This is a genomic window from Azospirillum mesophilum (genome assembly GCF_053470405.2).
In genome coordinates this window covers 179,566-192,226 of record NZ_JBPXMQ020000004.1, presented here as the reverse complement: position 1 = coordinate 192,226, position 12,661 = coordinate 179,566, and the positions used below count along the sequence as shown (strand labels likewise).

The 12,661-nt window shown below is 70.5% G+C and carries 10 protein-coding genes and 1 riboswitch; of the genes, 9 read left to right on the top strand and 1 reads right to left on the bottom strand.

Features of this window, described 5'->3' with window-relative positions; translation table 11 throughout:
• The first annotated feature begins 33 nt into the window (after nucleotides 1-33).
• The gene (locus tag ACSVC7_RS06815) at nucleotides 34-4,203 is read left to right on the top strand and encodes a non-ribosomal peptide synthetase (protein WP_448203898.1); all 4,170 of its coding nucleotides are present in this window, start codon (nucleotides 34-36) and stop codon (nucleotides 4,201-4,203) included.
• Between the two features lie 37 nt (nucleotides 4,204-4,240).
• Here the strand turns inward: ACSVC7_RS06815 and ACSVC7_RS06810 are convergent, their stop codons facing one another.
• On the bottom strand, nucleotides 4,241-4,693 hold the full coding sequence (locus tag ACSVC7_RS06810) for a hypothetical protein (RefSeq protein ID WP_448203897.1): 453 nt from the start codon (nucleotides 4,691-4,693) through the stop codon (nucleotides 4,241-4,243).
• Nucleotides 4,694-4,975: 282 nt separating this feature from the next.
• On the opposite strand from ACSVC7_RS06810, the gene ACSVC7_RS06805 reads away from it, so the two are divergent.
• From ACSVC7_RS06805 to ACSVC7_RS06770, 8 genes are all read left to right on the top strand, one after another.
• Nucleotides 4,976-5,134, top strand: a complete 159-nt coding sequence (locus tag ACSVC7_RS06805; protein ID WP_483508112.1) for a hypothetical protein — start codon at nucleotides 4,976-4,978, stop codon at nucleotides 5,132-5,134.
• A 96-nt stretch (nucleotides 5,135-5,230) separates the two neighbouring features.
• Nucleotides 5,231-5,357, top strand: a riboswitch (TPP riboswitch).
• Nucleotides 5,358-5,451: 94 nt separating this feature from the next.
• The gene (locus ACSVC7_RS06800) at nucleotides 5,452-6,543 is read left to right on the top strand and encodes a LuxE/PaaK family acyltransferase (protein WP_448203896.1); all 1,092 of its coding nucleotides are present in this window, start codon (nucleotides 5,452-5,454) and stop codon (nucleotides 6,541-6,543) included.
• A gap of 4 nt (nucleotides 6,544-6,547) precedes the next feature.
• Nucleotides 6,548-8,002, top strand: a complete 1,455-nt coding sequence (locus ACSVC7_RS06795; protein WP_448203895.1) for an acyl-CoA reductase — start codon at nucleotides 6,548-6,550, stop codon at nucleotides 8,000-8,002.
• Nucleotides 8,003-8,013: 11 nt separating this feature from the next.
• A complete protein-coding gene (locus tag ACSVC7_RS06790; protein WP_448203894.1) occupies nucleotides 8,014-8,772 on the top strand; it encodes an ABC transporter ATP-binding protein in 759 nt (252 codons plus the stop codon).
• Nucleotides 8,769-9,527 (top strand): ABC transporter permease, encoded by a 759-nt coding sequence (locus ACSVC7_RS06785; RefSeq protein WP_448203893.1) that lies wholly within the window; start codon nucleotides 8,769-8,771, stop codon nucleotides 9,525-9,527. Before ACSVC7_RS06790 ends, ACSVC7_RS06785 begins: the two co-directional genes overlap by 4 nt.
• Before the next feature lie 14 nt (nucleotides 9,528-9,541).
• Complete coding sequence (locus ACSVC7_RS06780; protein ID WP_448203892.1) at nucleotides 9,542-10,540, top strand: ABC transporter substrate-binding protein; 999 nt, start codon at nucleotides 9,542-9,544, stop codon at nucleotides 10,538-10,540.
• Nucleotides 10,541-10,559: 19 nt separating this feature from the next.
• Nucleotides 10,560-11,327, top strand: a complete 768-nt coding sequence (locus tag ACSVC7_RS06775) for a 3-oxoacyl-ACP reductase (protein WP_448203891.1) — start codon at nucleotides 10,560-10,562, stop codon at nucleotides 11,325-11,327.
• Between the two features lie 455 nt (nucleotides 11,328-11,782).
• The gene (locus ACSVC7_RS06770) at nucleotides 11,783-12,622 is read left to right on the top strand and encodes a formate/nitrite transporter family protein (protein ID WP_448203890.1); all 840 of its coding nucleotides are present in this window, start codon (nucleotides 11,783-11,785) and stop codon (nucleotides 12,620-12,622) included.
• Nucleotides 12,623-12,661: the final 39 nt, after the last annotated feature.

Below are 12,661 nucleotides of genomic sequence, written 5' to 3'. Positions count from 1 at the left end.
TGTGAGCACCGTACCCCTTCGGAGCCCCGCGCCATGAGCACCACCGCGTTCCTTCAGGATCTGGTCCTGGCCCGCTGGCGCTTCTGGCTGGAGGACGGGAAGCTGAAGTACCGCGCGCCCCGCGACGCGGTGACCCCGGCCCTGCTCGACCGGCTGAAGGTGTGCAAGGCGGAGCTGGTTCACCTGCTGGAGACCGCGCCGGAAACGCTGGACCTCTGCCCCCTCTCCTACGGGCAGCGGGCGCTGTGGTTCCTGTGGGCGCTGGCGCCGGACAGCAGCGCCTACAACCTGTCCCTGCCGCTGCACCTGCCGGCAGGCTCGGCGGAGGCCGAGTGGCGGGAGGCCTGCACGGCCCTGGTCCGGCGACACCCCATGCTGCGCACCGTCTTTCCCCGCCGGGGCAACGACGCGGTGCAGGAGGTCCGCCCGGCCGGCGTCCTCGACTGGGCGGCGGCGGACGCCTCCCACTGGAGCAATGACCGACTGACCGCCGGCATGGCCGACGCCCACCAGGCCCCCTTCGACCTGGAGCGCGGGCCGGTGGTCCGCTTCCGCTGGTTCGGGCGGGGCGAGGGCGGTGCCGTCCTGCTGATCACCATGCACCACATCGCGTCGGACGGCTGGTCGCTGGAGGTCATCCGGCGCGAACTGCCGTTCCTGCACGCCCAGGCGCGCACCGGAGGCGCCGCGCTGCCGCCTCCGGCCATCATCTACCACGACCATGTGCATCGGCAGCTCGACCTGCTGTCCGGGGAGAAGGGCGAGCGGCTGTGGGCCTTCTGGCGCGACCGGCTGGCGGAGCCGCTGCCCGTCCTCGCCCTGCCGACCGACCTCCCGCGCCCGGCGGTGAAGACCTACGACGGCGACGCCTGCCCGCTGCCCCTGCCGGACGGGCTGGGCGGGCGGGTGAAGGCGCTGGCCCAGCAGGCCGGGGCGACGCCCTACGCCGCCTTCCTGGCCGCCTTCCTCGTGCTGCTGCACCGGATCACCGGGCAGGATGACGTGCTCGTCGGCTCACCCCAGACCGGGCGCGGGCAGGCGGACTGCGCGGGGGTGGTCGGTTATTTCGTGGACCCGGTGGTCGTCCGCTCCCGCCTGACCGAGGGGCGGCGCTTCCGCGACTTCCTGGAGGAGGTGCGCCGCGTCAGCCGCGAAGCACTGGACCACGCCGACTTCCCCTTCGCCCTGCTGGTCGAACGGCTGCGGGTGGAGCGCGATCCCGGCCGGTCCCCCCTGTTCGACGCCAGCTTCAACTATCTGGCCGCCCCGCCGCCGGGCGAGGGCGCGCCGCCGCTCGACGTGCTGGACATTGCCCAGGCGGACGGCAAGTTCGACCTGTCGCTGACCATCCGCGACGCCGGGGCGGAGGTCGCCGGGGCGCTGGGCTACAACACGTCCCTGTTCCGCCGCGACGGGGCGGAGCGGCTGGCCGCCATGCTCGCCACCGTCCTGGAGGCAGTCGTGGAGGACCCCGACCGGCTGGTGGAGGACATCCCCCTCGACGGCCAAAAGCGCGGCGAACCGGCCCTGTCCGGCCCGCGCCGCGCGGTGGAGCCGGCGCAGATGGTCCACCGCCTGTTCGCCGCCCACGCCGCAGCAGCCCCCGACGCCCCGGCGGTGGAGGCGGAGGACGGCGCGCTGACCCACGCGGAGCTGGACCGCCGCGCCAACGGGCTGGCCCACCATCTGCGCAAGTGCGGCGTCGGGCCGGACGTGACGGTGGGCATCGCCGCCACGCGCTCCGCCGGCTTCGTGGTCGCCCTGCTGGCGGTGCTGAAGGCGGGCGGTGCCTATGTGCCGCTGGACCCCGCCTATCCGCCCGACCTGCGGCGCGCCATGATCGCGCAGGCCGGGGTGCGCGTTGTGCTGACCGGCGACGCGCGGCGCGGCGCCTGGGCGGAGCTGGGCGTGGACGCGCTGGGGCTGGAGAGCTTCTTCGCCCGGTCGGACTCCCGCGCCGAAGAACCGCCAGCCGATACGGCCACGCTGGACAGCCTCGCCTACGTCATCTTCACCAGCGGGTCCACGGGCATCCCGAAGGGCGTGGCGGTGGAACACCGCGCGCTCGCCAACTACGTCCAGAGCATGCTGGTGGACCTGCCCGTGGAGGGGCGCCTGCGTTTCGCGCTGGTCTCCACGCTGGCCGCCGACCTCGGCCACACGATGCTGTTCCCGTCCCTGTGCAGCGGCGGCTGCCTGCACCTGCTGCCGGAGGCGGCCGGACTGGACGGCGGGCTGTTCGCGGAATACATGCGCGCCCACGCCATCGACGCGCTGAAGATCGTGCCTTCGCACTTCGCCGCGCTGGTGGATGGGGCCGGCGGGGCGCCGCCGATGCCGCGCCGCCTGCTGGTCCTGGGCGGCGAGGGCGCCTCCCCCGCCTGGATCGAGCGGCTGCGCCAAGCGCCCCCTGGCTGCCGCATCCTGAACCACTACGGCCCGACCGAGACCACCGTCGGCGTGCTGACCGGCCTCGTGGAGCCGGAAGGCGCGCCCCCGGCCACGGCGACCCTGCCCCTCCGCCGGCCGACCGCCAATACCGACATCCACATCCTGGACGCGCGCGGTCGTCCGGTGCCGCGCGGCCTGACGGGGGAGCTGCACATCGGCGGAGCCTGCCTCGCGCGCGGCTACATCAACGCGCCGGAGCTGACCGACCAGAGCTTCGTCACCATCGACGGCCAACGGCTCTACCGCACGGGCGATCTGGCGCGGCGGATGCCCGACGGATCGCTGGAACTGCTCGGTCGCCGCGACCGGCAGCTGAAGATCCGCGGCCACCGGATCGAGCTGGGCCAGGTGGAGGCCGCGCTGCGCGCCACCGGGGCGGTGCGCCAGTGCGCGGTGCTGCCCGACGCGGACGGCGCCGCCGCGCGCCAGCTCGTCGCCTGTGCCGTCCCCACCCCGGAGGAGCCGCGCGACGAGCAGGCCCGCCACCGGCTGCTGCGCCGGCTGGAGCGCGCCCTGCCCGCCCACATGGTGCCGGGTCGCCTGCTGTTCCTGGACGCGCTGCCGCTGACCGCGAACGGCAAGCTGGACGTGAAGGCCCTGCGCTCCTTGGCTGGGGATGAGAGCAAGCCGGACGGCACCCCCGCGGAGCCGCGCGACCTCGTGGAGTTGGACCTCGCCCGCATCTGGGCGGAGGTGCTGGAGCTGCCGCGCGTCGGCATCACCGACGACTTCTTCCAGCTGGGCGGCCATTCGCTGCTGGCCGTGCGGCTGGCCGGGCGCATCCAGGAGCGGTTCAAACGCCGCATCTCGCTCGCCACGCTCTTCACCTGCCCGACCATCGAAAAGCTGGCGGAAAACCTGCGCGCCTCGTCCGCCGGGGCCGAGATCCCCGTCCTCGTCCCGATCCGCCCCGCCGTCGCGCAAGTTGCCAAGCCGCCCCTGTTCCTGCTGCCGGGGGCGGGCGGCAACGTGCTGTACTTCTCCGCCCTCTGCCGGATGCTGGACGCGGACCAGCCCTGCTACGGCCTCCAGGCGCTGGGCATGGATGACGGCAGCCCGGTGCCGACCCGGATCGAGGAGATCGCCGCCCGCTACGTCGCCATCATCCGCCGCGACGCCCAGCCGGAGGGGCCGTACCGCCTCGCCGGCCATTCCTTCGGCGCGCTGGTCGGGTTCGAGATGGCGCGGCAGCTCCAGCGCCAGGGGCAGGAGGTCGCCTTCCTCGGCCTGATCGACAACGCCGCCCCGGCGGTGGAGGGCCGAAGCCCTGACAGCCAGAAGCATGAGGGCTGGACGCACGGCGACTGGCTGCGCCACATCGGCCTGCGCATCGGCAAGCTGTTCCGCACGCGCATCGACCTGGGTGACGGCTTCGACGCGCTGGATCCGGACGCGCAGACCGCGCACCTGATCGACCGCATCATCGCCGCCCGCCTGCTGCCCGCGGCGCTGGACAAGGCGCATTTCGCCCGCTTCATCGACATCTACAAGGCCAACGTCGTCGCGGCGTCCCGCTACCGCCCGGACCCGCTCGACCGGCCGGCCGGCGTGGTGCTATTCCGGGCGGCGGACGAGGACGCGGAGCTGTCGCGCGACGACCGGGCTGCCGGGCCGGACCTGGGCTGGTCGCCCTACGTCCCCGGCCCGCTGCCGGTGGTCGCCACGCCCGGCACGCACCTGACCATGTTCCTGGAACCGCAGGTGGATGGGCTGGCCGAGCGCATGAACGATGCCCTGCGGCGTCTGCGTTGATCCTGGCTGGGGTAACCCTGGCTGGCCGGGCGGCGGGTCAGCCCATCGCGCGCCGGGGAACCTCCGGGCCGCGCGATCCTGGGCGCGCCCGTTCCGCCGTGTCCGTCGCGGTGGTGTTCACATTCCGGGCCACCGCCGACAGGCAGTCGGACATGCTCTGCAGGTCCTCTGCGACGCGCTGGCTGCATCCGGAGAGCCATTCGTTGAGCGCCGCGCCCTGGGCGCCTGGATCGCCGGCGGCGGACATCCGCTCGACCACCGCCAGCGCGCCCTCCAGGTCCGCGCGACGGCGCCGCATCCAGCCCTCGTTGAAGCGCTCCATCGCGGCGAGCGCCTGCATCTGCGATGTCAGCCAGAGCCGGGACTGGTCCAGCATGGCCTGCTGGAAGGGGGCCTGCTGAAGGGGAGTCTGCTGGAAGGGGAACAGCGGGAAGGACATCCAGCTTTTCAAAAGGCTGTCCAGGTCCGGCGCCGTCTGGGTGGCCTTCATCGACGTTCTCCCTTCGCTTCCTGCCGCGTTTGGGTTTTTCCGTTCGAAATACCGCATCCGTGCAGGACGGCGCGGACCCCGGAACGGCGGGACGGCCCGGCCGTTATGCAGAGGTGCTTCGGCGTCGCGCGCCCAGACGGCGCACGGCTTTCGCTCCTCGGAAAACGGGTTCCAAGGTCGGCCATGTTTGCTTGGACTTTTAGCACGTACTCGACGATGTGGTGTCTGCTCTCTTGGACGGCCGCGTACCACTGCGGAGCGAGCAGCATCTCTAATTGGTCTGTGGGGCGCGCCGCCGACGCCCCGGACGGCGCGGTCGAACCCGCCGGCGGCGCCGTCGCCAGCGCGGTCGTCGTCGCCTTCCCCACGGCCCGGATCCGGCGCGCCCGGTCCACTCCCGCCCTTCGGCAGTCCTGCGAGGTCATCGCCTTGCGGCGGTGACCCGGAGGAGGCGTTCAGCCCTCTCCCGCCCCTCCACGCCGGCCCGTGCATCTCCGCGTATTCTTGACAGGGCGTGAGCCGGTCCCCTACGCTGACCCCCGTTCCCTGGGGTGCCTCGTTAGGAGGCTGAGACTCCGCCGGTCCGGATCCGTCCGGGTAACGCGGTGACCCAACGAACCTGATCCGGGTCATGCCGGCGTAGGGATGTGGGACATCGGGCTGTGCTGCGCCCCTTTTTCCGTCCTGACACCTGTGATCCGACCGCCGGATTCCGTGCGCTTTGATATTCCGCGCGCTTTGACAGGGTGTGCCTGGACGTGACCGAAGCCCTCAACAGTGAAGCCAAAATCGTCGACGATCTTCTGGCTTTCATCGCCGCCGACGGCGCGAGCGAGGATGATTTCAACCGCCTCGCGCTGGCTGTCTTCGCCCACCAGTTCGAACACAACCTGCCCTACCGGCGCTTCGCCACGCAGCGCGGCAAGACCGTCCGCACGGTTCGGAGCTGGCGCGAGATCCCGGCCGTGCCGATCAGCGCCTTCAAGGATCTCGCCCTGACTTGCCGTCCGCCCGAGGAGTGCGAGCGGGTCTTCATGACCAGCGGCACGACGCGCGGCGTGCGGGGGAAGAGCCACCATCCGACGCTGGCCGTCTACGACCGGTCGATGATCGTGAACTTTCGCCACCGCTTCATGCAGGGGCGGGAGCGGATGCGCATGGGCATCCTGTTTCCGACCGAGGAGGCGATGCCGAACTCCTCCCTGGCGCATTATCTGGCGCTGGCGCTGCGCGAATTCGGGACGGAGGGCAGCCGTTACCTGATCGGCGACGACGGGCTGGACGTCGCCGCCGTGACCGCCGACCTGACGCGGGCCGAGGCCACCGGCGAGCCCTACGCCCTGCTTGGCGCCAGCTACAGCTTCGTGCATCTGATGGACGCCCTGCGCGCCGAGGGCCGGACCTTCCGCCTTCCGGAAGGCAGCCGCATCCTGGACACCGGCGGCTTCAAGGGCCAGTCGCGGGAGATGGAGGCGGACGCCTTCTACGACCAGCTCTCCACCACCTTCGGGGTGCCGCGCCGCGCCTGCATCAACATGTACGGCATGACGGAGCTGAGCACCCAGTTCTACGATTGGGGCAACGAGGTGTGCCCATCCGTGAAGTCGGGGCCGCACTGGATCCGCAGCCGCGTGGTGAACCCGCTGACGGGGGCGGAGGTGCCGCGCGGGACCGTCGGTGTCCTCGTCCACCACGATCTGGCGCATTTCAACTGCGCCTCGGCCATCCTGACGGAGGATGCGGGGATCGAGGTGGACGGCGGCTTCCGCCTGCTCGGCCGGGCCGACGGGGCCGACGCCAAGGGATGCTCGATGGCGGTCGAGGAGTTCCTGAAAGCCGCGCGGGTGTAAGCCGATGATGAGGGAGGTCGCCGGATATCTGCCGGGCTTGCCCACCGACCGGGTGGACTGGCGGACGCTGACCTTCCGGCGCGGGGACGACGCGGTCGAGGTGGCCGTCCCCGTCCTGACCGACGCGCAGGTCGCCGAGGTCGCCGACCGGGTGCGGGAGGCCGCCCGCCGCCATCTCAAGACCCGGACCGTCGCCGAAATCGCCGCGACCATCGACCGCGCCGTCGCCCGCCTGCTCGACCGCGACGATCCCTGGCGGCGGAAGGCGGAACGGCTGCTGCCGCTGGTCACCGGCTATGATGCGGAGATGGTCCGGCTGGGCCTCACCGGCTATCTGAAGACCTTCCGCCTGCCGGAACTGCGCAAGTTCCTGGCGGAGGACTTCGCCAACCCGCAGATCCTCGACGATTTCCAGCCCATGCCCAAGGGCGGCTTCGCCAAGGCCCACGGGCCGGACCTGCTGCTGCACGTCTGGGCCGGCAACGTGCCGGGCCTGCCGCTGTGCAGCCTGATCTCCGGCCTGCTGGTCAAGGCCGGCACGATCGGCAAGCTGCCGAGCGCCGAGCCGCTGTTCGCGGGCTGGTTCGCGCGGATCCTGGCGGAGATCGACCCGCAACTCGCCGACTGCATGGCCATCGTCTGGTGGAAGGGCGGCGACGAGGTGCAGGAGCGGGCGTGGCTGGCCCAGGCGGACACGGCCGTCGCCTACGGCGGCAACGACGTGCTGGAGGCGATCCGCGGCCGGGTGCCGATCACCACGCGCTTCCTGCCCTTTGGGCACAAGATCAGCTTCGGCATGGTCGCGCGCTCGGCGCTGGACGCGGGCAAGGCGTGGTCGGTGGCGAACCGCGCGGCCTACGATGTGGTGCGCTACGACCAGCAGGGATGCTATTCGCCGCAGCTGTTCTTCGTGGAGCGCGGCGGGCGGGTGTCGCCGCGCGACTTCGCGGGCTACCTCGCCCACGAGCTGACCGCCCACGAGGCGAAGTTCCCCCGCCGCGCCCTCTCCATGGAGGAGGCGGGCAGCGTCGCGGCGTGGCGCAACGCGGAGGAGCTGAAGACCTTCGCCGAGCCGACGCGGGACCTGCTCGGCGACCCCACCGACGCCTGGAGCGTGGCCTACGCCGACGCGGCGGAGGGGCTGTCGCCCTGCGGCCTGAACCGCACCGTCAAGGTCGTCGCCGTGGACCGGCTGGAGGACGCGGTTCCCGGCCTCGCGCCGCACCGCGCCTTCCTCCAGACCGTGGGGATCGCGGCGGCGCCGGAGGAGCTGTTTCGGCTGGCCGGGGCGCTGGGCGCGGTCGGGGTGACGCGGATCTGCGCGCTCGGCCGGATGACTGCGCCGGAGGCGGGCTGGCACCACGACGGGCGCTTCAACCTGCTCGACCTCGTCACCATGACGGAGATCGAACAGTCGGCGGAGCAGGCGGCCGACGCCTTCGCCCGCTACGTCGATTGAGGGGGCGGCGCATGAGCTTCGTGTCCATCAGCCGGGCCAGCTACGCCGTCCAGAGCGGGGTTCCCATCGTCGACGGCATCGACTGGACCATCCCGGAGGGGGAATTCCACTGTCTGGTCGGGCGCAGCGGCTGCGGCAAGACCACCCTGCTGAAGCTCGCCGCCGGGCTGCTGCACCCCACGGCGGGCGAAATCCGCATCCGGGGCGGTGCCGTGCGGGAGCCGAGCCCGGAGGTGGGCTTCGTCTTCCAGACGCCGACGCTGCTGGACTGGCTTCCGGTGCTCGACAACGTGCTCCTGCCCCTGTCGCTGAAGCGCAAGCCCCAGCCGCAGGACCGGCGCAAGGCGGAGGAGCTGCTGGAACTGGTCGCCCTGCCCGGTCTCGCCGGGCGCTACCCGCGTGCGCTGTCCGGCGGGCAGCAGAGCCGCGTCGCCATCGCCCGCGCCCTGATCACGGAACCGGCGCTGCTGCTGCTGGACGAGCCCTTCGCTGCGCTCGACGCCATCACGCGGGAGGAGTTGCAGGACGACCTGCTGACGCTGTGCGGCCGGCGCGGCACCACGGTGCTGTTCGTCACCCACGACATCGCGGAGGCCATCTATCTGGCCGACCGGGTTGCGGTGATGGAGGGCGGCCGGCTCCACCACGCCCTGCCCGTGGGCCTGCCGAGGCCGCGTGGCCGCGACATCCGCTACAGCCCCCGCTTCAACGCCCTGTGCCGGGAGCTTCGCGATGCCATGGACGCGCGGCCGCTGGAGGCCGCGGAATGAGCGCCCGCCTCGGATCTGGGCTGCTGCTGGCCCTGCTGCTCGGCGGGTGGGAGCTGTACGGGCGCGTGACGGGCGTGCCGTCCCTGGTCGTTCCCCTGCCCTCGGCCGTCCTGCAAACGCTGTGGGGTGGCCTGACCAGCGGCTTCCTCTGGCCGCACATCGGGATGACCAGCGCGGAGATGACGCTCGGCCTCCTGATCGGCTGCGTGGTCGGGTTCCTGGCGGGTGTGCTGCTGGCGGAGGTGGAAGGGCTGCGGCGCCTGCTCTACCCCTACATCATCGCCAGCCAAGTGGTGCCGAAGCTGGCGCTGGGGCCGCTGTTCATCGTCTGGTTCGGGTTCGGCATGACCTCGACCGTGGTCATCACGGCGCTGATCTGCTTCTTCCCGCTGCTGGAAAACACCATGACCGGTCTCCAGCAGATCGATCCGCAGAAGCGGGAGCTGTTCCGGATGCTGCGCGCGACGCGTCTGCAAACGCTGCTGCGCCTGAAGATTCCGGCCGGGCTGCCGGTGATCCTGGCCGGCGTGCGCGTGTCGGTCGTGCTGGCCCTGGTCGGCGCCGTGGTCGGGGAGTTCATCGGCGGGCGCAAGGGGCTGGGCGCCTCGATCATCGCCGCGCAGGGCATGATGGATTCGACCATGATGTTCGCCCTCTTCATCGTCATCACGGTGCTGGGGATGCTCTATTACCAGGCCGCCGTCGGGATCGAACGGTGGCTGCTGCGCCGCCAATGGAACGACCAACAGGGCTGAAGGGACGATCACCGATGAAGACGCCGTATCGTGGGTTTCTGCGTTCCCTGGGCGCCGTCGCGCTGGCCGGTCTGGTCGGGCTGGCCGGGACCGGCCGGGCGCTCGCCCTGGACAAGGTGACCGTCGCGGGCTGGAGCCAGCCGATCAGCGAGATCACCAACCTGCTGGCCGAGCCGGACAAGGGATTCTTCAAGGCGAAGGGGCTCGACCTGGACTATGTGCCGGGCAACGGCGGCGGTGCGGCGATCCAGAACATGCTGACCGGGCAGGCGGACATCGCCTTCACCGACCCGGCCTCCTTCTTCCTGGCGCTCGACAAAGGGCAGAAGCTGGTCGCCATCTACAACATCTACCCGCAGAACGTCTTCAACGTGGTGTCGCCGAAGGAGCGCAACATCACCAAGCCCGCCGACCTGAAGGGCAAGAAGGTCGGCGTCTACAGCCTGTCCAGCGGCACCTACCAGAACCTTCAGGTGCTGCTGCATCAGGTCGGCCTGTCGGAAAAGGACGTGACCATCGAGGTGACCGGCCTGCTGAATTTCGCGCCGGTGATCCAGGGGCAGGTGGACGCCACCGCCGCGACCGACACGGGGCTCTATGTCGGCCTGCAAAAGGGCCTGAAGGACGTCAACGTTATCGAGGTGAAGGACACACTGAACCTGCCCAGCGACATCTTCGTGGTGACGGAGGAGACCTACCGCACGAAGAAGGATCTGCTGAAGCGCTTCCTTGCCGCCTACCGCGACAGCGCCGCCTGGATGATCGACCGTCCGGAGGAGGCCGCCCGCATCGCCGTAGACCGCGCCATCAACGGCCGGGACGAGGCGACCAACCTCGCCATCATCACGCTTCGCAACGCCTCCAGCCAGTCGGACACGACGCGGGCGAAGGGGCTCGGCGCCTTCGATCCCGAGGTGATGCAGAAAGGCGCCGACACCTTCAAGCAGCTGGGGCTGATCGCGAAGGACATCGACGTCGCCCGCGTGGTCGTCACCGACCTGCTTCCCCAATAGCCAGGACCGGGGCAGAGCCATGGACTTCCGGGAAAAGACCGTCCTCGTCACCGGCTCCAGCCGCGGCATCGGCGCGGCCATCGCCAGGGCCTTCGCGGCAGAGGGGGCGATGGTCGTCGTCAACTACCTGCGCAACGCGGACGCCGCCCAGCGGGTGGTGGAGGACTGCCGGGCGCTGGGCGGCGATGCCTGGGCCGTGCAGGCCGACGTGACGGACGAGGCCGCCGTCCGCGCCATGGCGGACCGCGTGGCCGACGAGCTGGGCCGGATCGACGCCGTGGTCAACAACGCCTTCCGGCCCTACGTCTTCGACCCGGACCGCCGCAAGATGTTCTGGGACACGGGCTGGGCCGACTATCAGGCGCAGGTCGACGGTGCCCTGCGGGCCACCTACAACGTCTGCCAAGCGGTGCTTCCGATGATGCGTCGGCGGGCGCGCGGCAGCATCGTGAACATGGCGACCGACCTCGTGGCCCGCCCGACGGTCCCCTACCACGACTACACCACGGCCAAGGCCGCCCTGATCGGCTTCAGCCGCAATCTGGCCGCCGAACTCGGCCCCTTCGGCATCCGCGTCAACTGCGTAGCGCCGGGGCTGGTCTACCCGACCGACGCCAGCCGCAGCACGAAGGAGGGCGTCAAGGACATGATCGTCGCCCAAACGCCCCTGCGCCGCATCGCGACCCCGGAGGATGTGACGGGGCCGGTCCTGTTCCTCGCCTCCGACTGGAGCCGCTTCATGACCGGGCAGACCCTGACCGTGGATGGCGGGCTGGTCATGGATTGAGCAGCCGCCAGCCTCCTGCGGCAGCGCTCATGCTAAAGGCTCAGTCCCGACCGGACCATAGTCGTGGTGCTTTGCACAAAAACTCGGCTTTCGGACCGTTTTTTGTTCGGCTGAGGGCAAAACACCCTGCCCATGCGCCGGGCAATTCCGGCAGGCATCATTCCGCCCCCAACCCGCCATAGCCTGGAAATCCGCCATTCCGCCGGCCAAGTCATACCTTGGTGCCGGTGTTGGCACGCCTCTTGCCAGAAGGTCTGGGAATTAGGGCAGCGGCAATGGCGCCGTTGCCGGTCCGACGATGGGCCACCGCGGACAAAGGCGTCCGAATCCCCTGGGATCCGACAAGGATTCCGGCGGTTTCGGACGCCTTTTCCTTTTCCGGACGGTGCTCCTGTCCGGGCGGGGAACGCGCGCCAGCCAACAGTCGCCAGCCAACTGCCTAGAAGGATTTCGCAATGGCCTATCTCGCCCCTGCCGAATTCGTGACCAAGATGGTCGATGCCGGCGAGTCCAAGATCTTCATGTCGACGCGCGACACGCTGATCCGCGCCTACATGGCCGGCGCCATCCTTGCGCTCGCCGCCGTGTTCGCCGTGTCCGTGACCGTGCAGACGGGCTCTCCGATCGTCGGGGCGATCCTGTTCCCGGTCGGCTTCTGCATGCTTTACCTGCTCGGCTTCGACCTGCTGACCGGCGTCTTCACGCTGGCGCCGCTGGCCCTGCTCGACAAGCGTCCGGGCGTCACCATGGGCGGCGTGCTGCGCAACTGGGCACTGGTCTTCGTCGGCAACTTCGCCGGCGCGCTGACCGTCGCCGCGATGATGGCGGTGGTCTTCACCTACGGCTTCACCAGCGCCCCGGACGCCGTCGGCCAGAAGATCGGCGCCATCGGCGAATCCCGCACCGTGGGCTACGCCGCCCACGGCGCGGCCGGCATGCTGACGCTGTTCATCCGCGGCGTGCTGTGCAACTGGATGGTCTCCACCGGCGTGGTCGGCGCGATGATGTCGACCTCGGTGTCCGGCAAGGTGATCGCCATGTGGATGCCGATCATGCTGTTCTTCGGCATGGCCTTCGAGCATTCCGTCGTGAACATGTTCCTGTTCCCCTCGGGCCTGATGCTCGGCGGCAAGTTCTCGATCATGGACTACCTGATCTGGAACGAGATCCCGACGGTGCTTGGCAATCTGGTGGGCGGCCTGACCTTCGTCGGCCTGACCCTCTATTCCACCCACGTCCGCACCGGCGCCAAGCGCAAGGCCAAGCCGAACCTGTTCCCCGTCGCGGCGGAGTGATCCGTTCAGGACCGCCGCAAGCTCCGCCCCCGTGGGCGG

Bases quoted from the DNA above. Each gene is read 5' to 3' on its own strand.
- ACSVC7_RS06810 (WP_448203897.1), bottom strand. From the start codon at position 4,693: ATGAAGGCCACCCAGACGGCGCCGGACCTGGACAGCCTTTTGAAAAGC.
- ACSVC7_RS06780 (WP_448203892.1), top strand. From the start codon at position 9,542: ATGAAGACGCCGTATCGTGGGTTTCTGCGTTCCCTGGGCGCCGTCGCG.
- ACSVC7_RS06770 (WP_448203890.1), top strand. From the start codon at position 11,783: ATGGCCTATCTCGCCCCTGCCGAATTCGTGACCAAGATGGTCGATGCC.
- ACSVC7_RS06795 (WP_448203895.1), top strand. From the start codon at position 6,548: ATGATGAGGGAGGTCGCCGGATATCTGCCGGGCTTGCCCACCGACCGG.
- ACSVC7_RS06790 (WP_448203894.1), top strand. From the start codon at position 8,014: ATGAGCTTCGTGTCCATCAGCCGGGCCAGCTACGCCGTCCAGAGCGGG.
- ACSVC7_RS06815 (WP_448203898.1), top strand. From the start codon at position 34: ATGAGCACCACCGCGTTCCTTCAGGATCTGGTCCTGGCCCGCTGGCGC.
- ACSVC7_RS06785 (WP_448203893.1), top strand. From the start codon at position 8,769: ATGAGCGCCCGCCTCGGATCTGGGCTGCTGCTGGCCCTGCTGCTCGGC.
- ACSVC7_RS06775 (WP_448203891.1), top strand. From the start codon at position 10,560: ATGGACTTCCGGGAAAAGACCGTCCTCGTCACCGGCTCCAGCCGCGGC.